Here is a 19263-nt window from a genome sequence, read left to right as displayed (position 1 = left end):
CTGGCTTTACTCAATAGTGGCATGCTATTGCCACCTGCGCCTGTCAGAATTAACTTAAGTGTAGATAAAAATTCTGGTCAAATGTTGGTGCGTACCAACGGCAAAAGTTCGTCCATTTTCTTTTCCACTGCCAGCTGCCCAGCCGCAATGGCAGCGTGCGCGCGATGGAAATCAAGCGTAGATATTTGCGGGCAAACAGGTTGAATCAGAATATCGGGCGGATCACCTGCCATGCGGTTCCTTTTAAGGCGGTTCTCCAGCACCTGGATAGAAGTGGTCATAATCTCTGTTGCCGTTGGCGCTGTCACCGCCCGACGTGTCGTTATGCTGCCCAACCTTTCTTTCAGACGCGCATGCCACGGCAGAGAATCACCATTCTCGCTATTTTCTTCACTGACATTAAAGGAGAGCAGATCTTGTTGCATCAAATGAGCATCGTGCTGCAGGTCGACCGCTATCACAATATCAGCACCCAATGCACGCGTGAGCGAAATAGGAATTGGGTTAACTACAGCGCCATCAACCAGCCAGTAGCCGTTATGCGCAACGGGTGCCATTAGTCCTGGAATACTGCATGATGCACGAATAGCAAGATGGAGATCGCCTTCAGTAAACCATAATTCGCGCCCAGTACTTAAATTGGTGGCAACAGCCGCGAAGCGACGGGAACAATTTTCGATCTCTGTTTCCGGCATTATTTCGCGATATTGATTGAAGACACGCTCGCCGCGCAGTAACCCACCGCGCTGCCAGGAGAGATCCATCAGGCGTAAAACATCCCAATAACTGAAAGAGGTCACCCAATCTTCCAGCGCAGATAGTCGATCGCATGCATAGGCAGCGCCCACCAGCGAACCAATTGAACATCCTGCAACGATATCAATTTCAATACCCACTTTTTTTAGCGCATTAATAACGCCAATATGCGACCAACCTCTCGCCGCGCCAGATCCCAGCGCCAGCCCTATTTTTATCTTTCTCATTATTCCCGCAAGATTCCCCTGGAATGCAATCGTAGCAACATCGCTACTGCTCGGTTAACATAGTGCTACTCAGGCGGTTAATACGCCGTTATTGTTTCCAGGGAGATTATTTGTGTCTCAGCTTTGTCCCTGTGGTAGTGCTGTCGAGTATAGCCTATGTTGCCACCCTTATGTGTCTGGTGAAAAGGTTGCACCTGATCCAGAACATCTCATGCGTTCGCGTTACTGCGCTTTTGTGATGAAAGACGCAGATTATTTAATAAAGACCTGGCATCCATCTTGTGGAGCGGCGGCGTTACGTGCCGAATTGATTGCCGGATTTGCGCATACTGAATGGTTGGGATTGACCGTATTTGAACATTGTTGGCAGGACGTCGACAATATCGGATTTGTCAGTTTTGTTGCGCGATTTACCGAAGGTGGCAAAACAGGTGCAATCATTGAACGTTCGCGATTTTTGAAAGAAAACGGTCAATGGTACTATATTGACGGTACACGTCCGCAGTTTGGCCGCAACGATCCCTGCCCTTGTGGTTCAGGTAAAAAATTTAAAAAGTGCTGCGGCCAATAATGGTTGACGGTACGGTTTAGCAAACACTCTCAACAAGGTTTTTCCAGCAATGCATTCACTCCAACGTAAAGTTCTGCGTACTATTTGTCCGGACCAAAAAGGTCTGATCGCACGTATTACCAATATTTGCTACAAGCACGAGTTAAATATCGTACAGAACAATGAATTTGTTGATCACCGTACCGGGCGCTTTTTTATGCGCACGGAACTGGAAGGAATTTTTAATGATTCCACCCTGCTGGCGGATCTCGACAGCGCATTGCCAGAAGGCTCCGTACGTGAGCTGAATCCTGCTGGTCGTCGCCGGATAGTGATTCTGGTCACTAAAGAGGCGCATTGCCTTGGCGATTTGTTGATGAAAGCCAATTACGGCGGCCTGGATGTCGAAATCGCGGCAGTTATTGGTAACCACGATACTTTACGTTCTCTGGTTGAGCGTTTTGATATTCCGTTTGAGCTGGTAAGCCATGAAGGGTTAAGCCGCAACGAGCACGATCAAAAGATGGCGGATGCCATTGATGCTTATCAGCCTGACTACGTGGTGCTGGCGAAGTATATGCGGGTATTAACGCCAGAATTTGTGGCACGCTTCCCGAATAAGATCATCAATATTCACCATTCATTCCTGCCAGCGTTTATCGGCGCACGTCCTTATCACCAGGCCTATGAACGTGGCGTGAAGATTATTGGCGCAACCGCTCACTATGTGAATGACAATCTGGACGAAGGTCCAATCATCATGCAGGACGTTATTCATGTCGATCATACCTACACAGCTGAAGATATGATGCGCGCAGGTCGTGACGTCGAGAAAAACGTCTTAAGTCGCGCACTCTACAAAGTACTGGCGCAGCGCGTCTTTGTTTACGGTAATCGGACGATTATTCTTTAATCGCCAGCAAAAATAACTGGTTACCTTTAATCCGTTACGGGTGAAAATTACGCAACCAGTTCATTTTTCTCAACGTAACACTTTACAGCGGCGCGTCATTTGATATGATGCGCCCCGCTTCCCGATAAGGGAGCAGGCCAGTAAAAAGCATTACCCCGTGGTGGGGTTCCCGAGCGGCCAAAGGGAGCAGACTGTAAATCTGCCGTCATCGACTTCGAAGGTTCGAATCCTTCCCCCACCACCATCACTTTCAAAAGTCCGTGAACTCTCAAACGAATCCGCGATTAAATATTCTGCCCATGCGGGGAAGGATGAGAAGCTTCGACCAAGGTTCGACTCGAGCGCCAGCGAGAGAGCGTTGCCGCAGGCAACGACCCGAAGGGCGAAGCGCGCAGCGCTGAGTAATCCTTCCCCCACCACCATCACTTTTCAAAAGTCCGTGAACTCTCAAACGAATCCGCAATTAAATATTCTGCCCATGCGGGGAAGGATGAGAAGCTTCGACCAAGGTGCGACTCGAGCGCCAGCGAGAAAGCGTTGCCGCAGGCAACGACCCGAAGGGTGAAGCGCGCAGCGCTGAGTAATCCTTCCCCCACCACCATCACTTCCTGTAAATACTCAAAACCTGTTACTCCGAGCTAATTCTACCCAATGGCACCGCGTTTACCGGACCTACAATATCCTCCCCTGTAGGTCGGATAAGCGAAGCGCATCCGACAACTCACCCCGTACCGTGCCCATAAAAAACCCCGCCGAAGCGGGGTCTATGCAAACTAAAATTCGCTTAGTGACGAGCGCGCACCAGCTGATACTTACGTGTCAGATACTCCACCGGTACGCTCCAGATGTGCACCAGACGCGAGAACGGGAACAGCAGGAATAACGTCATCCCCAACACCAGGTGCAGACGGAAGATAAATGCCACACCATCAAGGTGTTGAGAAGCACCACCGTGGAAGGTCACTACCGACTGCGCCCAGCCAACCAGTTTCATCATCTCGCTACCGTCCATATGCTGGGCTGAGAACGGAATGGTCAGCAAGCCCAGCGCGCACTGGATAACGAGCAGCGACAGGATCAGGATATCCGCTCCGGTAGTCGTTGCACGCACGCGTGGGCTGAACAGACGACGTTTCAGCAACAGCACGCCGCCAATCAGACACAGCACGCCGCTGGCACCACCAGCAAACATCGCCATTTTTTGTTTCACTTCAATCGGCAGCCAGGCTTCATACATCCAGTGCGGCGTCAGCATACCGAAGAAGTGACCGACAAAAATCCCCAGAATACCGATATGGAACAGGTTCGACGCCAGGTTCATCCCTTTGCGATCCAGCATCTGGCTGGACGCCGCGCGCCAGGTGTACTGCCCGTAGTCATAACGCAGCCAGCTACCAATCAGGAAGACCGCCCCGGCTATGTACGGGTAGATATCAAAGAAGAACATATTCAGGAATTGCATTAGTGCTGTCCTCCGGTGGTGATATTCAGATATTGCGGCGCGACGGCACCGGCAAAGCGACGCTGATGAGCAGTGATTGCTGAATCACCGCAGCCTTTGTCAGCAAAGAATTTAACCTGCTCTTCTTCCCAGACAGCATCCAGCGCCTGCGGCGTATCGTCGCGCGCTTCGTCGGCAATTTTTTCCGCCACTTTGTCACTGTCGATAGCGGTATTGGCCAGTTTCAGCAGCAGATCAAACAGCACGGCATAACGGCTTTCACGCTGTTGCAGACGCGCGCTCAGCAATGCCAGAATCGGCGCAATATCTTTCAAACCCTCCACGGCTTCGCTTTGCGGCAGCTGCGCCAGATACTCCAGATACAGCGGCAGGTGGTCCGGCAATTCGCGGCTGTTTAACTGCAAACCGTGCTGCTCGTACTGTGCCAGCAGGTCCACCATCGCCTGACCGCGATCGCGGGATTCCCCGTGAACGTGTTCAAACAGCAACAGCGACGTGGCGCGACCACGATCGAACAGTTCGCTGTACTGCGCCTGGGCATCGAGCGGATCCATCGTCGTTAAATCGCGCAGGAAAATGCCCAGCGCATGGGCATCTTCTTTCGACAGATTTTTCGACGCAGCAATTGCCTCAAACATCTCTTGTTGATGCTGCCATAAAGCAGCATCCGGATATTCAAGGAGACGCGATACAATCACGAGTTCGATCATGGGTGCGGCTCCGTTTTGCTGGTTACGTCGATGGCATCGATACGGCGGCTGTTGAACAGATTGAATTTGGTATCTGAACCGTGGCAGCCATCACCAAAGGTAAAGCCGCAGCCATTTTTCTCCGGGAAGGCTTCCCGCGCCAGTTCACGATGACTGCTCGGCACCACAAAGCGATCTTCGTAGTTAGCAATCGCCAGATAACGGTACATCTCCTGTGCCTGGGCTTCGGTCAGACCGACCTCTTCCAGCGCACGGGTATCGACTTTACCGTCAACGGTTTCAGCACGTTTGTAATGACGCATCGCCAGCATACGTTTCAGCGCGCGCAGTACCGGTTTGGTATCACCGGCGGTCAGCAGATTCGCCAGATACTGTACCGGAATACGCAGGCTTTCGACGTCTGGCAGAATGCCGTTGCTGCCCAGCTCACCCGCGTCTGCTGCAGACTGAATCGGCGACAGAGGCGGCACGTACCAGACCATCGGCAGTGTGCGATATTCTGGATGCAGCGGCAGCGCCAGTTTCCATTCCATCGCCATTTTATAAACCGGCGACTGCTGTGCGGCTTCAATAACGCTCAGCGGAATACCGTCTTTAATTGCCTGCTCGATGACTTTCGGATCGTTCGGATCGAGGAACACCTCCAGCTGACGCTGGTAGAGATCTTTCTCGTTCTCGGTGCTGGCTGCACGTTCAATGGCGTCCGCATCGTACAGCAGCACGCCGAGATAACGGATACGACCGACACAGGTTTCAGAGCACACCGTCGGCTGACCCGCTTCAATACGCGGATAGCAGAAGATGCACTTCTCAGACTTACCGCTCTTCCAGTTGAAGTAGATTTTTTTGTATGGGCATCCGGTGATGCACATACGCCAGCCACGGCATTTATCCTGGTCGATCAGGACGATGCCATCTTCTTCACGCTTGTAAATCGCACCGCTCGGGCAGGTCGCCACACATGCCGGGTTCAGGCAGTGTTCGCACAGGCGCGGCAAATACATCATGAAGGTGTTTTCGAACTGGCTATACATCGCCTTCTGGATGTTGTCGAAGTTCTTGTCTTTCGCCAGTTTGTCAAACTCACCGCCCAGGTCATCTTCCCAGTTCGGCCCTTTTTCGATTTTCGCCATCCGTTCCCCGGTAATCAGCGAACGCGGACGGGCAATCGGCTGCGATTTGCTGCCTTCCGGCGCGGTATGCAGGTTCTGATAGTCAAAATCGAACGGCTCGTAATAATCGTCGATCCCCGGCAGATGCGGGTTAGCGAAGATTTTACCCAGCAGCATGGCACGGTTACCCATGCGCGGCTGCAGTTTGCCGTTGATTTTACGAATCCAGCCGCCTTTGTATTTTTCCTGGTTTTCCCAGTCAGTCGGGAAGCCCTGGCCCGGCTTGGTTTCCACGTTGTTGAACCACGCGTATTCCACGCCTTCGCGGCTGGTCCAGACGTTTTTACAGGTAACTGAACAGGTGTGGCAGCCGATGCACTTATCGAGATTCAGCACCATGCCGACTTGTGAACGAATTTTCATTTTACGCTCTCCTGTACCTGGTCATTGCCTTCGCCATCTAACCAGTCAATGTTCTTCATCTTACGCACCACAACAAACTCATCGCGGTTAGAACCTACGGTGCCGTAGTAGTTAAAGCCGTATGCCAGATGGGCATAGCCGCCAATCATATGCGTCGGTTTCGGCGTGATACGGGTGACCGAGTTATGGATACCACCACGCTGTTGGGTAATTTCCGAACCCGGCAGGTTAACGATACGTTCCTGCGCGTGGTACATCATGGTCATCCCTGCCGGAACACGCTGGCTGACAACCGCACGGGCAGTCAGTGCACCGTTGCTGTTGAAGACTTCAATCCAGTCGTTATCGGCGATACCCAGCTCTTTGGCATCGGCTTCACTCAACCAGACCACCGGACCACCGCGACCTAAAGTCAGCATCAGCAGGTTGTCGCTGTAGGTGGAGTGGATACCCCACTTCTGGTGCGGCGTCAGGAAGTTGAGCGCTTTTTCCGGGTTACCGTTAGATTTCTGGCCCATCACCTCTTTTACCGAACGGGTGTCGATTGGCGGGCGATAAACCAGCAGGCTTTCACCGAAATCACGCATCCACTGGTGATCCTGATACAGCTGCTGACGGCCAGAGAGCGTACGCCATGGGATCAGCTCGTGAACGTTGGTGTAACCGGCGTTGTAAGAAACGTGTTCATCTTCAAGGCCAGACCAGGTCGGGCTGGAGATGATTTTGCGCGGCTGTGCCTGAATATCGCGGAAGCGAATCTTCTCGTCTTCTTTATTCAGCGCCAGATGCGTATGGTCACGACCGGTAAACTCGCTCAGGGCAGCCCAGGCTTTCACGGCTACCTGACCGTTGGTTTCCGGTGCCAGCGTCAGGATCATCTCTGCCGCATCAATTGCGGTGTTCAGCATGGGCTGGCCTTTTGCCGGACCTTCCGCTTTGGTGTAGTTGAGCTTACGCAGCAGATCCATCTCGCTCTGGGTGTTCCAGGCAATCCCTTTACCGCCGTTACCGATTTTCTCCATCAGCGGGCCGATAGAGGTAAAGCGTTCGTAAGTTGCCGGATAATCGCGCTCTACGACCATAATGTGCGGTGCAGTTTTACCTGGGATCAGGTCGCATTCGCCTTTTTTCCAGTCTTTCACATCCAGCGGTTGCGCCAGTTCAGCGGCAGAGTCGTGCTGGATAGGCAGCGTGACGATGTCAGTTTCTTTACCCAGATGACCAACGCACACTTCGGAGAATTTCTTCGCGATGGCTTTGTAGATTTCCCAGTCGCTTTTCGCTTCCCAGGCCGGATCGACCGCCGCAGACAGCGGGTGAATAAACGGATGCATATCCGAAGTATTCATGTCGTCTTTTTCGTACCAGGTCGCCGTCGGCAAAATGATGTCGGAATAGAGACAGGTGCTCGACAGACGGAAGTCCAGCGTCACCACCAGATCCAGCTTGCCTTCCAGACCGTTGTCCTGCCAGTCCACTTCTTCCGGCTTCACGCCGCCCTGCTGCCCCAGGTCTTTGCCCTGGATACCGTGCTCCGTCCCCAGCAGGTACTTGAGCATAAACTCATGACCTTTACCGGAAGAACCGAGCAGGTTAGAACGCCAGATGAACAGGTTACGCGGGTGGTTTTTACCGTTTTCTGGTTGTTCTGCCGCAAAACGGATAGAACCCTCTTTCAGGGATTTCACGGTGTAATCCACCGGATTCATGCCCGCTTTTTTCGCTTCGCCAGCGATAGTTAGCGGGTTAGTGCCTAACTGCGGCGCAGACGGCAGCCAGCCCATACGTTCTGCACGGACGTTAAAGTCGATCAAGTGTCCGGTATAACGGGATTTATCCGCCATCGGCGACAGCAACTCGTCTGCGGTCACGGTTTCATAACGCCACTGGCTGGAGTGGTTATAAAAATAAGAGGTGCTGTTCATGTGACGCGCCGGACGCTGCCAGTCGAGGGCAAACGCCAGCGGCTGCCAGCCGGTTTGCGGACGCAGTTTTTCCTGACCTACATAGTGCGCCCAGCCCCCCCCGCTCTGACCGACACAGCCGCAGAAAATCAGCATGTTGATCAGACCACGATAGTTCATATCGAGGTGATACCAGTGGTTCAGCCCCGCACCGACGATAATCATCGAACGACCGTGCGTTTTATCCGCGTTATCGGCAAATTCACGGGCGATGCGAATAATCTGGCTGCGAGAAACGCCGGTAATCTGCTCGGCCCACGCAGGGGTGTAAGCTTTCACATCGTCGTAGCTGGTTGCGCAGTTAACGTCGTTCAGGCCACGTTCCAGACCATAGTTTGCCAGCGTCAGATCGTAAACGGTGGTCACCAGAGCGGTGCGGCCATCAGCCAGTTGCAGGCGTTTCACCGGCAGCTTGTGCAGCAGAATGTTTTCCAGTTCCACTTTGTTGAAGTGTTCAGTGCCGTCGCCACCAAAGTACGGGAAGCCCACCTCAGCGATCTCATCCTGGCTACCCAGCAGGCTCAGTTGCAGCTCGGTTTCTTCGCCAGTTTTGCCGTCGCGCTGCTCAAGATTCCATTTGCCCTTCTCGCCCCAGCGGAAGCCAATAGAACCGTTCGGCGCAACCATTTCGCCATTGGTATTAAAGGCGACTGTTTTCCATTCCGGATTGTTTTCCTGGCCCAGCGCATCCACCAGATCGGCAGCGCGCAGCATACGACCCGCAGCGTAGTAACCGTCGCGCTCTTCCAGCATCACCAGCATCGGCATGTCGGTGTAGCGACGCACATAGTCGGTGAAATACTGGCTTGGGTTGTCGAGGTGGAATTCACGCAGCATTACGTGGCCCATCGCCAGCGCCATTGCCGCATCGGTGCCCTGTTTCGGTGCCAACCACAGATCGCACAGTTTGGCGATTTCAGCGTAGTCTGGCGTGACGGCAACAGTTTTGGTGCCTTTGTAACGCACTTCAGTAAAGAAGTGAGCATCCGGGGTACGCGTCTGCGGCACGTTTGAACCCCAGGCGATGATGTAGCTGGAGTTGTACCAGTCAGCAGATTCCGGTACGTCAGTCTGCTCGCCCCAGGTTTGCGGAGACGCAGGAGGCAGGTCGCAGTACCAGTCGTAGAAGCTTAAGCAAGTACCGCCAAGCAGCGAGAGATAACGCGCGCCGGAAGCGTAAGAAACCATCGACATTGCCGGAATTGGCGAGAAGCCAGCGACGCGGTCCGGGCCGTAGTTTTTGATGGTGTAAACGTTAGAGGCGGCGATCAGTTCATTCACTTCCTGCCAGGAAGAACGAACAAAACCACCGCGTCCACGCGCCTGCTTAAAGCTTTTCGCTTTATCGGCGTCTTCAATGATAGAAGCCCATGCCTCAACTGGATCGCTATGCAGCGCTTTCGCTTCACGCCACATTTTCATCAGGCGTTTGCGCATCATCGGGTATTTCAGGCGGTTGGCGCTGTAAAGATACCAGGAGTAGCTGGCACCGCGCGGGCAGCCGCGAGGTTCATGGTTTGGCAGGTCCGGGCGAGTACGCGGATAGTCAGTCTGCTGGGTTTCCCAGGTCACCAGACCGTTTTTGACGTAGATTTTCCAGCTGCAGGAGCCGGTGCAGTTTACCCCGTGGGTAGAGCGGACGATTTTGTCATGCTGCCAACGCTGGCGATATCCATCCTCCCAGTCACGGTTGGTATTGAGAAGCTGGCCATGCCCATCGGCAAAGGTTTCACCCTTCTGTTTGAAGTAGCGAAACCGGTCCAGGAATTTACTCATCGGTTTTCTCCTGTGGGAGCCTGTCGGCCCTCTGATAAATCGACATTGCTAATGTTTAAGGGCAAGGTAACGCTCTGAAACAGCGTGAGAATTGATAACGATCAAGAGTGATGGGGATGAAAAATAAAGTAAATTCCTAAGATACCCCTTTAGGATAATTAACAGCCACCACATAACAGACTGTAAATTAAGACGTTTTATACCTGTAGTTATTTAAACTATTAAGATTTTTATGCAGATGGGTATTAAGGAGTATTCCCCATGGGTAACATATTAATGGCTCTTAATGAAATCCGGCGAAATAAGCCACTCACACATAAGTATGTTGTAACTAAACGACAGATAAAAAAAAGCGCGACATCATGCCGCGCAAAGGATAATCAAATATTAAGATTTATTTTTTAGAATGCCGACCATATACCGCCCAGGTAATCACCACGCAGGCGATATAGAAAATCAAAAATACCTTCATTGCGCCGACTGGCGAACCCGTTAATGCCAGCGAGCTACCAAACGCTTTCGGGATAAAGAAGCCACCAATAGCGCCAATCGCAGAGATGAAACCCAGCGCCGCCGCCGTGTCGGTTGCCGCTTCACGCATCGCTCGTTCGTCAGAACCCCCTTCTGCTTTCACGCGATCCATTGTCAGTTTACGGAAGATCACGGAAATCATCTGGAAAGTGGAACCACTACCCAGCCCAGCTGTCAGGAACAGCGCCAGGAAGACTGCGAAGAACGCCATGAAGCTTCCGCCCTGCCCGTCAGTCGGTAAGGTCAGGAACAGCAGGCCGCTGAAAATCGCCATCAGGATAAAGTTCACCAGTGTGACACGAGTTCCGCCCAGACGGTCAGATAATGCACCACCTGCAGAACGCGCCAGCGCACCAATAAACGGCCCGAAGAAAGCGTATTGCAGAATCTGAACATCCGGGAACTGCGTTTTTGACAGCATCGCAAAGCCCGCGGAGAAGCCGATGAAGGAGCCGAAGGTTGCCAGATACAGCAGGCTCATAATCCACAGATGACCCCGTTTGAGTACCGGCAACTGCTCCTTGATGGAGGCTTTCGAGGTAGCAAGATCGTTCATGCCAAACCACGCCGCAATGGTGAAGATGGCAAGGAACGGCACCCATACCCAGGACGCATTCGCCAGATACAGCTCAGTCCCATCCGGCTGTTTGACACCCTGGCTACCAAATACTGCGAAAATCGACAGTGATACCACCAGCGGAGCAACCAACTGCATGACGCTGACGCCCATGTTGCCCAGACCACCATTCAGGCCCAGCGCGCCACCCTGCTTCTGTTTCGGAAAGAAGAAGCTGATGTTTGCCATACTCGATGCGAAGTTCGCGCCAGCAAAGCCGCACAGCAGAGAGATGATGATGAAGACGCTATAAGGCGTGGAGGTATCCTGCACGGCAAAACCCAGCCAGACGCAAGGAATAATCAGAATACCAGTGCTGAACGCCGTCCAGCGACGACCACCGAAGATAGGAACCATAAAGGAGTATGGAACACGTAATAACGCGCCAGAAACCGAAGGCAGCGCAGTCAACATAAATAGCTGATCGGTCGTAAAATTAAAACCGACTTTCGGTAAGTTCACCGCAACAGCGCTGAACAACATCCATACGCAAAACGCCAGCAGCAGACAGGGAACGGAAATCCACAGGTTGCGGCTGGCAATACGTTGACCGCGTTGTTGCCAGAACGCAGGATCTTCCGGTCGCCAATCTGTAATGACAGCTCCAGTAGCCCTTTCGGGGGCGGATGAGTGACTCATAGACACCTCTGATACTCGTTTCGATGTCTGCCACCTTAGTGTCTATAGCTAAAGGCAATTTGATGTAAATCAAACGATAAGATAACTTTATCTATCATTGATATTTATCATTACCCATAGTGAGTACAGTGATTTCATAAAAATTATGAGATTTTTCACGGTGCTGTAAAATCCCTACCCTTACCGATGTAAAGCGACTAACCACGCGGCAAATAAGGAGTAACTCTTTCCGGGTATGGGTATACTTCATCCAATAGCCGAGAATACTGCCATTCCAGAATGTATCGTCACATTCATTAAGGTTATTGCTCATTTAAAGCCTGAAGGAAGAGGTTTACATGCTTAAACGTTGTCTCTCTCCGCTCACCCTGGTTAATCAGGTTGCGCTTATTGTGTTGCTTTCTACTGCTATTGGACTGGCAGGGATGGCAGTTTCTGGCTGGCTAGTGCAAGGCGTTCAGGGCAGCGCCCATGCGATCAACAAAGCGGGATCGCTGCGCATGCAAAGTTACCGTCTGTTGGCAGCAGTGCCATTAAGCGAGAAAGACAAGCCCTTAATTAAAGAGATGGAACAAACAGCATTTAGCGCCGAATTAACCCGAGCAGCAGAACGAGACGGACAACTGGCGCAATTACAGGGTTTACAAGATTACTGGCGTAATGAACTGATCCCTACGCTGATGCGTGCACAAAACCGCGAAACGGTGTCAGCGGATGTCAGCCAGTTTGTTGCCGGGCTTGATCAGCTGGTATCTGGTTTTGACCGCACCACGGAAATGCGCATTGAGACAGTGGTACTGGTCCATCGGGTAATGGCGGTATTTATGGCACTTTTACTGGTGTTCACTATTATCTGGTTGCGGGCGCGATTGCTACAACCGTGGCGGCAACTGCTGGCAATGGCGAGTGCCGTCAGCCATCGCGATTTTACCCAACGCGCAAACATCAGCGGGCGCAACGAAATGGCGATGCTTGGAACTGCATTGAACAATATGTCTGCAGAACTGGCCGAAAGTTATGCCGTACTTGAGCAGCGGGTTCAGGAGAAAACTGCCGGGCTGGAGCATAAAAATCAGATCCTCTCTTTTTTATGGCAGGCTAACCGCCGTTTGCATTCCCGCGCCCCGCTGTGTGAACGCCTGTCACCTGTACTCAACGGCTTACAGAATTTAACCCTGCTACGTGATATCGAACTGCGGGTGTATGACACTGATGATGAAGAGAATCATCAGGAGTTTACCTGCCAGCCAGATATGACTTGTGATGATAAAGGCTGCCAGCTCTGCCCGCGCGGCGTATTACCCGTTGGCGATCGCGGCACAACCCTGAAGTGGCGGCTGGCTGACTCTCATACGCAGTACGGTATTTTGCTGGCGACCCTGCCGCAGGGGCGTCATCTTAGCCATGATCAACAACAACTGGTGGATACCCTGGTTGAACAACTCACCGCCACGCTGGCGTTGGATCGCCATCAGGAACGTCAGCAACAGTTGATCGTGATGGAAGAGCGTGCCACCATTGCGCGCGAACTGCATGATTCTATTGCCCAATCTCTCTCTTGCATGAAGATGCAGGTGAGTTGTTTACAGATGCAGGGCGATGCGCTGCCAGAAAGCAGCCGCGAACTGTTAAGTCAGATCCGTAACGAACTGAATGCATCCTGGGCGCAGTTGCGTGAATTGCTCACCACATTCCGCTTGCAGCTCACCGAGCCTGGATTACGTCCGGCGCTGGAAGCGAGTTGCGAAGAGTACAGCGCCAAATTTGGCTTCCCGGTGAAGCTGGATTATCAATTGCCGCCTCGTCTGGTGCCCTCGCATCAGGCAATCCACTTGTTGCAAATTGCCCGTGAGGCATTAAGTAACGCCCTCAAACATTCGCAAGCGAGTGAGGTCGTGGTGACGGTGGCGCAAAACGATAATCAGGTCAAACTGACCGTCCAGGATAACGGCTGCGGCGTGCCTGAAAATGCCATCCGCAGCAATCACTACGGCATGATAATAATGCGCGACCGTGCGCAAAGTTTACGAGGCGATTGCCGCGTCCGCCGTCGTGAATCAGGTGGCACCGAAGTGGTGGTCACCTTTATTCCCGAAAAAACTTTCACTGACGTCCAAGGAGATACCCATGAGTAATCAGGAACCGGCTACTATCCTGCTGATCGACGATCACCCGATGCTGCGAACTGGCGTAAAACAGCTTATCAGTATGGCACCAGATATCAGCGTGGTTGGCGAAGCGAGTAATGGCGAACAGGGTATTGAACTGGCGGAATCTCTTGATCCCGATCTGATCCTGTTAGATCTCAATATGCCCGGCATGAATGGTCTGGAAACGCTGGATAAACTCCGCGAAAAGTCCCTCTCAGGGCGCATTGTGGTATTCAGCGTCTCTAACCATGAAGAAGATGTGGTCACCGCACTGAAACGCGGCGCGGATGGCTATCTGTTAAAAGATATGGAACCGGAAGATCTGCTGAAAGCATTGCATCAGGCAGCTGCTGGCGAAATGGTATTAAGCGAAGCATTAACGCCTGTTCTGGCCGCCAGCTTGCGCGCTAACCGTGCCACTACTGAGCGCGATGTTAACCAGTTAACCCCACGCGAGCGCGATATTCTCAAGCTGATTGCCCAGGGTTTGCCGAACAAGATGATTGCCCGCCGCCTGGACATCACCGAAAGCACAGTAAAAGTGCACGTCAAGCACATGCTGAAGAAAATGAAGCTCAAGTCTCGCGTGGAAGCAGCGGTATGGGTGCATCAGGAGCGCATTTTCTGATTACGGTTCCCAGCGCAGTTCGTCGTTTGACAATGCGTCGAACGGTTCGACAAGCGTTAGCGTGATCTCATTGGAGGAGACACGCTGCCCCTGGTTATCTTCCACCACCACCGACAATCGCCAGTGATTGCTCGCCCTTTCCCCGTTCTGCCAGTCAGGCATGATCAGCGTCCAGCCCTCCGCGCTGTTGGCTTGTGCGCCCGGCGTCAAACTTAATATCTGCGTATCGCCCTGCCAAATCAGTTGCCGAATACCGTAACGACTGCGGATTTGTAATTTCAGCGGCACTGTTTCGCCAGGTTTTAGATCCCACGGCGGTGTCGCCAGAAACACCGTTAACGTTTTTCGCTGTCGGTACTCAAGAGTCGGTAGATTATTTCGCTGCGGATTATCATAGCGACTACCACGTAACGACTGACTTTCGGCAACCTCGCCCGCAGAAAGTTGTTTTTTGAGCGGGACACCAAAGCGGTAGTTAAGATTCAGCCCGAGGTTATTTTGATTCTCACCACTTTCACCCTGTTTATGCTGGGCCGTCACAGTGACTAAGGGCACAGGGGTGTAATTTAATCCCAGACTCAATGCGACGGGATTGTGATAACCCGTACCAGAGTTAAACAAATCAACACGATCACCAAAATACTGTTCTACGCTGACACTGGTATTGAGGTGTTGATAAAACGGCATGCGCATCCGGGCTGTCAGGTCGTACCCGCGCGCCATCCGTTGTTCCTGCGTGGCTGTCTGTTCATGCCATGCAGCAAACGGCTGATAAAAGTTTGCCGATAGTCGCAAATATTCGCCCCACGCTTCGGCACCGAAGCCCGCTCGCTGAAGATTTTCGTCCAGCAAGTTGTCATAAAAAGTGTTATAACCCACCAGCCAGCTGCCGCGCGCCCAGCGTTGCCCAACGCCCACATTGCTCACCAGCCCATCATCCTGCTGAGTAAGACCAAGCTGGCTCCAGGTGAGATAACGATCATTATCTTGTAACGGCACAAACCAGCTTCCACGACTGCCGGTGAAATGTCCTTCGTTATCCACTTTGACGTCAACACTGGCATTTCCCCACGCTGATAGCCAGGACTCTACGTGCTGATTAACCTGTTGACTAAGCGCATCGCGGACTTTTCCCAATGCGAAAGCTTTTGCCTGCTCGCCAGTATCCAGCCCGTTATCATTCATACTGGTTTCGCCGAAATCTTTCACAATTTCAGCAAAGTGTTTTTCCCCATCATGATTTTCAGGTGCCAAGCCTAAATCCGGCAGACCATCATTGTTATTATCAAAGGGATTTGCCGCTTTTTGCTCGAAGGTAGATTGTGCGTTAGCTGTACCGCCTGCCGCCAGCAAGAGTAAATAAAACGGAATAATGCGAGGAACGAAACGGCTCAAAACGTCGGTAACTTCCGGTAAAAAATGAAAAACCATAGCCCTAAAGAATAACGATTACTGGCAACTTTTGTCGTATTTTCTCGCGCTTTCAGGAAAATCCTTAAAAATGTGACCGATTGGTCAGACGCTGCAGAAGCAGTAAGATAGAAGATGAGTGTCTAATTCCCTGAATACAGGAGTAAATAATGCAAAAAATCGTGATCGTTGCCAATGGCGCGCCTTACGGGAGCGAATCCTTGTTTAACAGCTTGCGGCTGGCCATTGCGTTACGAGAGCAGGAGAACAATCTGGATCTGCGTCTGTTCCTGATGTCTGATGCGGTCACAGCCGGGTTGCGCGGGCAAAAACCAGGGGAAGGCTACAACATTCAGCAAATGCTGGAGATCCTTACCGCTCAGAATGTACCGGTGAAATTGTGCAAAACCTGTACCGACGGGCGCGGGATTAGCACACTTCCTCTGATTGATGGGGTGGAAATCGGTACGCTTGTGGAACTGGCGCAATGGACGCTGTCAGCCGATAAAGTGCTCACATTTTAATGTTTGAGGGGGCGTCTGACGCCCCACGATGAGGGAAGTTTACTCAGGCGAATCCCGGCCGTAACACACCATCCGGATAATTCTCCGCCAGCAGTTTTTTTACCGATACCAGTAAATCATTCAGCCCATCGTCCTGCATTCCCAGTTTGATAAGCTCCTGTTCCAGTGAAAACAGGTATTGTGCGTTGGTTCCCAGTGGACCGCTCGCCGCTGCAATCAACGGCGCGATGACCTGAGCGCGAGTGTCAGATTCATATTCTGGATGTCGCGGGTCCATAATAAACACAATGGCGTTTACTGTGCGTCCATCATCAAGATCAAGCTGACACCAGGTTGGCAGATAACAGCCGGTAATCATCTCGCGCTTCCACAACAGGGTTAGTTCCTGCTCCAGCGTCTCTTCTGGCAGTCGATAGGCGACGCCTGTGGTGCGTCCGCCCTCTTTCAGTGCAAGCATCCGTCCCGGCTGGTGCGCAGTCCCGCGCCCGGCGGTCAGGCGCAGGCAAAACGCGCGATGCCATCCAACCAGTGTACCGGTGCACGACTCGGTAAACTCCAGTGCCGGATTCCACATCAACGATCCATAACCGAAGATCCACACCGGTCCCTCATCAGGTCGACAAGCCAGCGTCGCCGCCAGCGAAGCCGCCCGTTGCTCTGCTGACCATAAGAGTGATTCTTCAATGGCACCAAATGCCGTTTTACAATCGGCATTCATCAAGAAATCACGCGTTATCACCTTACACCTCCGCCACTGCATACTTCCCTGCGACAACTTTTTGGTGTCTTCCGGACATTTTTACTGCTCATTTTGAAACCACTAACGGGACAATATGCAATCCACGGACCACTTGCAAGGCAACACCGCACGAATAGCTTTAACTAAGCTACCGGTTTTACGATTTTTTATGCCATTTATCATCATCCCCTTTGGCATATTCATGCTTCACAGCAGCCCAGGCCACTTTATGCGCGGTTTCTTCGCGACTGGCGTCATCACGCCGATCTTCTTTATCTTTATATTGATCCCATGCGCTGTTAAACGCTTCTTTATAGATATCCTGGGCATGAGACGGAAGCACGTGCTTTACGCTTTCCGGCAGATCGCTTTTCGTTTTATACGGCATCGTTGACTCCTTTTACAAAGTTGAACATTAAGTGTGGTCAACAATATCCACTCTTGCCAAAACATAAGAATTTTCATGTCAGACTCTTCTTAAGAAACGCTAAAACAAACATTGTCTAAACGCATTGCTTATTTTTATGGCCCGATGAGTAAAAAATCGACAGCGGGGTAAAAATTCGTAAAATGTTACCGATATCCAGACACTTTCTGTTATTTTTCCTACCTATTTTTTACATTTTCGATAAATTCATCTGCAAAGGGATAACCATAATGTCAAATGCTCAAGAGGCGGTAAAAACCCGCCACAAGGAGACTTCGCTTATTTTCCCGGTTCTGGCGCTGGTAGTGCTGTTCCTGTGGGGAAGCAGCCAGACACTACCAGTGGTCATTGGCATCAATCTTCTTGCTCTTATTGGTATTTTAAGTAGCGCCTTTAGTGTTGTCCGTCATGCGGACGTATTAGCCCATCGCCTGGGAGAACCTTACGGTTCGCTTATTCTTAGCCTTTCAGTGGTTATTCTTGAAGTCAGTTTGATTTCAGCTTTAATGGCAACCGGCGACGCCGCGCCAACGCTAATGCGTGATACGCTCTATTCAATCATTATGATTGTTACCGGTGGGCTGGTTGGCTTTTCATTATTGTTGGGCGGACGCAAGTTTGCCACCCAATATATGAATCTGTTTGGTATCAAGCAGTATTTAATTGCGCTGTTCCCCCTGGCGATAATCGTACTGGTATTTCCAATGGCTCTGCCTGCGGCGAATTTTTCAACCGGTCAGGCGTTACTGGTAGCATTAATTTCTGCGGCAATGTATGGCGTATTTTTGCTGATCCAGACCAAAACGCATCAAAGTTTATTTGTCTACGAGCACGAAGATGACAGTGATGATGACGACCCGCACCACGGTAAACCGTCTGCCCATAGCAGCCTGTGGCATGCTATCTGGTTGATTGTCCATCTGATTGCCGTTATTGCGGTGACCAAAATGAACGCCAGCCCGCTGGAGACATTGCTCGACAGCATGAATGCCCCTGTCGCCTTTACTGGCTTCCTGGTGGCTCTGTTGATTCTGTCGCCGGAAGGTTTAGGTGCGTTAAAAGCAGTGTTGAACAACCAGGTCCAGCGCGCGATGAATCTGTTCTTTGGTTCAGTGTTAGCAACCATTTCGCTTACCGTACCTGTCGTCACGCTAATTGCCTTTATGACGGGTAACGAATTGCAGTTTGCACTTGGTGCGCCAGAAATGGTGGTGATGGTGGCCTCTTTAGTGCTGTGCCATATCTCCTTCTCCACCGGACGTACTAACGTGCTCAATGGCGCAGCGCATCTCGCACTGTTTGCCGCCTATTTGATGACGATATTTGCCTGACAGTTATATCTCCTCCGATGACAGAAATCGGGGGAGATAATATAAATTCCTGCTTATTGTATTTCTTCATACTACCTGAACAGGTTGTTAATCAGAATTGCGAGCCTGTACCAGAACCTGCACGAAACCACTGCAACAGCTGTTGAAAAGCCGGAATGTACTCTTTATTGCAAACATTTCAGGGATGAAGTGAAGATGAATTGAGACGTAGTATCCACACCAAGCCGGCGTTATCCGGTGAGGCGCAATGTTGCGGGGGCTTTATCCCTGGTGGCATTGGTTGCTGGAAAGAGAAAACCCCCGCACGTTGAGAGGTAAAACCTGACAACAGAACGGGGGCTAATCTTGAACCATCAACAATTCAAGAATAGCCGC

At 51.6% G+C, this 19263-nt stretch carries 15 protein-coding genes, 1 tRNA gene and 2 other RNA genes; 9 read left to right on the top strand and 9 right to left on the bottom strand.

Going from position 1 to position 19263, the window contains the following annotated elements; all coding sequences use genetic code 11:
• Positions 1 to 77: 77 nt before the first annotated feature.
• Complete coding sequence (rssA, locus tag G434_RS23060) at positions 78 to 983, bottom strand: patatin-like phospholipase RssA (protein WP_001226476.1); 906 nt, start codon at positions 981 to 983, stop codon at positions 78 to 80.
• A 112-nt stretch (positions 984 to 1095) separates the two neighbouring features.
• On the opposite strand from rssA, the gene G434_RS23065 reads away from it, so the two are divergent.
• From G434_RS23065 to G434_RS26805, 5 genes are all read left to right on the top strand, one after another.
• Positions 1096 to 1554: a YchJ family protein gene (locus G434_RS23065; protein WP_001310025.1), complete on the top strand. Its 459-nt coding sequence runs from the start codon at positions 1096 to 1098 to the stop codon at positions 1552 to 1554.
• A 49-nt stretch (positions 1555 to 1603) separates the two neighbouring features.
• On the top strand, positions 1604 to 2446 hold the full coding sequence (purU, locus tag G434_RS23070; RefSeq protein ID WP_000555849.1) for a formyltetrahydrofolate deformylase: 843 nt from the start codon (positions 1604 to 1606) through the stop codon (positions 2444 to 2446).
• A gap of 159 nt (positions 2447 to 2605) precedes the next feature.
• A tRNA-Tyr gene (locus tag G434_RS23075) sits at positions 2606 to 2690 on the top strand.
• A gap of 46 nt (positions 2691 to 2736) precedes the next feature.
• A non-coding RNA gene (locus tag G434_RS26810) (RtT sRNA) lies at positions 2737 to 2868 on the top strand.
• Between the two features lie 47 nt (positions 2869 to 2915).
• Positions 2916 to 3047, top strand: a non-coding RNA gene (locus G434_RS26805) — RtT sRNA.
• Positions 3048 to 3230: 183 nt separating this feature from the next.
• Here the strand turns inward: G434_RS26805 and narI are convergent.
• The 5 genes from narI to narK form a co-directional block, all read right to left on the bottom strand.
• Positions 3231 to 3908, bottom strand: a complete 678-nt coding sequence (gene narI / locus G434_RS23080) for a respiratory nitrate reductase subunit gamma (RefSeq protein WP_001160110.1) — start codon at positions 3906 to 3908, stop codon at positions 3231 to 3233.
• Entirely contained in the window at positions 3908 to 4618 is a 711-nt protein-coding gene (gene narJ / locus G434_RS23085; protein WP_000571707.1) for a nitrate reductase molybdenum cofactor assembly chaperone, read from the bottom strand. The genes narI and narJ overlap by 1 nt, the downstream gene beginning before the upstream one ends.
• A complete protein-coding gene (gene narH / locus G434_RS23090; RefSeq protein WP_000702660.1) occupies positions 4615 to 6153 on the bottom strand; it encodes a nitrate reductase subunit beta in 1539 nt (512 codons plus the stop codon). The genes narJ and narH overlap by 4 nt, the downstream gene beginning before the upstream one ends.
• Entirely contained in the window at positions 6150 to 9893 is a 3744-nt protein-coding gene (locus tag G434_RS23095) for a nitrate reductase subunit alpha (RefSeq protein ID WP_000032969.1), read from the bottom strand. The genes narH and G434_RS23095 overlap by 4 nt, the downstream gene beginning before the upstream one ends.
• 394 nt (positions 9894 to 10287) lie before the next feature.
• Positions 10288 to 11679 (bottom strand): nitrate transporter NarK, encoded by a 1392-nt coding sequence (narK, locus tag G434_RS23100; RefSeq protein ID WP_000019836.1) that lies wholly within the window; start codon positions 11677 to 11679, stop codon positions 10288 to 10290.
• A 338-nt stretch (positions 11680 to 12017) separates the two neighbouring features.
• Here narK and narX point away from each other — a divergent pair, with 338 nt between their 5' ends.
• Positions 12018 to 13814, top strand: a complete 1797-nt coding sequence (gene narX, locus G434_RS23110) for a nitrate/nitrite two-component system sensor histidine kinase NarX (RefSeq protein ID WP_000918083.1) — start codon at positions 12018 to 12020, stop codon at positions 13812 to 13814.
• On the top strand, positions 13807 to 14457 hold the full coding sequence (narL, locus tag G434_RS23115; RefSeq protein WP_000070487.1) for a two-component system response regulator NarL: 651 nt from the start codon (positions 13807 to 13809) through the stop codon (positions 14455 to 14457). Before narX ends, narL begins: the two co-directional genes overlap by 8 nt.
• Here narL and ychO read toward each other — a convergent pair whose 3' ends face one another.
• A complete protein-coding gene (ychO, locus tag G434_RS23120) occupies positions 14458 to 15852 on the bottom strand; it encodes an inverse autotransporter invasin YchO (protein WP_001309463.1) in 1395 nt (464 codons plus the stop codon). It lies immediately after the preceding gene.
• Positions 15853 to 16037: 185 nt separating this feature from the next.
• Between ychO and ychN the strand changes: the two genes are divergently transcribed.
• Positions 16038 to 16391 (top strand): DsrE/F sulfur relay family protein YchN, encoded by a 354-nt coding sequence (gene ychN, locus G434_RS23125; protein ID WP_001169659.1) that lies wholly within the window; start codon positions 16038 to 16040, stop codon positions 16389 to 16391.
• A gap of 43 nt (positions 16392 to 16434) precedes the next feature.
• On the opposite strand, the gene chaC is transcribed toward ychN, so the two are convergent.
• On the bottom strand, positions 16435 to 17130 hold the full coding sequence (gene chaC, locus G434_RS23130) for a glutathione-specific gamma-glutamylcyclotransferase (RefSeq protein WP_001295621.1): 696 nt from the start codon (positions 17128 to 17130) through the stop codon (positions 16435 to 16437).
• 157 nt (positions 17131 to 17287) lie between these two features.
• A complete protein-coding gene (gene chaB / locus G434_RS23135) occupies positions 17288 to 17518 on the bottom strand; it encodes a putative cation transport regulator ChaB (RefSeq protein ID WP_001146444.1) in 231 nt (76 codons plus the stop codon).
• 269 nt (positions 17519 to 17787) lie between these two features.
• On the opposite strand from chaB, the gene chaA reads away from it, so the two are divergent.
• The gene (gene chaA / locus G434_RS23140; RefSeq protein ID WP_001309461.1) at positions 17788 to 18888 is read left to right on the top strand and encodes a sodium-potassium/proton antiporter ChaA; all 1101 of its coding nucleotides are present in this window, start codon (positions 17788 to 17790) and stop codon (positions 18886 to 18888) included.
• The last annotated feature ends 375 nt before the right edge of the window (positions 18889 to 19263 follow it).

It is taken from the genome of Escherichia sp. KTE172, assembly GCF_000408845.1.
Taxonomy (GTDB): Bacteria; Pseudomonadota; Gammaproteobacteria; order Enterobacterales; family Enterobacteriaceae; genus Escherichia; species Escherichia coli.
The sequence above is the reverse complement of the archived record's forward strand: the minus strand, read 5'-3'. Positions and strand labels throughout refer to the sequence as shown.

What these genes read in the sequence shown, in the direction of transcription:
- rssA (WP_001226476.1), bottom strand. Translation starts at nt 983, where the DNA reads ATGAGAAAGATAAAAATAGGGCTGGCGCTGGGATCTGGCGCGGCGAGA.
- purU (WP_000555849.1), top strand. Translation starts at nt 1,604, where the DNA reads ATGCATTCACTCCAACGTAAAGTTCTGCGTACTATTTGTCCGGACCAA.
- narI (WP_001160110.1), bottom strand. Translation starts at nt 3,908, where the DNA reads ATGCAATTCCTGAATATGTTCTTCTTTGATATCTACCCGTACATAGCC.
- narJ (WP_000571707.1), bottom strand. Translation starts at nt 4,618, where the DNA reads ATGATCGAACTCGTGATTGTATCGCGTCTCCTTGAATATCCGGATGCT.
- narH (WP_000702660.1), bottom strand. Translation starts at nt 6,153, where the DNA reads ATGAAAATTCGTTCACAAGTCGGCATGGTGCTGAATCTCGATAAGTGC.
- G434_RS23095 (WP_000032969.1), bottom strand. Translation starts at nt 9,893, where the DNA reads ATGAGTAAATTCCTGGACCGGTTTCGCTACTTCAAACAGAAGGGTGAA.
- narK (WP_000019836.1), bottom strand. Translation starts at nt 11,679, where the DNA reads ATGAGTCACTCATCCGCCCCCGAAAGGGCTACTGGAGCTGTCATTACA.
- narX (WP_000918083.1), top strand. Translation starts at nt 12,018, where the DNA reads ATGCTTAAACGTTGTCTCTCTCCGCTCACCCTGGTTAATCAGGTTGCG.
- narL (WP_000070487.1), top strand. Translation starts at nt 13,807, where the DNA reads ATGAGTAATCAGGAACCGGCTACTATCCTGCTGATCGACGATCACCCG.
- ychN (WP_001169659.1), top strand. Translation starts at nt 16,038, where the DNA reads ATGCAAAAAATCGTGATCGTTGCCAATGGCGCGCCTTACGGGAGCGAA.
- chaB (WP_001146444.1), bottom strand. Translation starts at nt 17,518, where the DNA reads ATGCCGTATAAAACGAAAAGCGATCTGCCGGAAAGCGTAAAGCACGTG.
- chaA (WP_001309461.1), top strand. Translation starts at nt 17,788, where the DNA reads ATGTCAAATGCTCAAGAGGCGGTAAAAACCCGCCACAAGGAGACTTCG.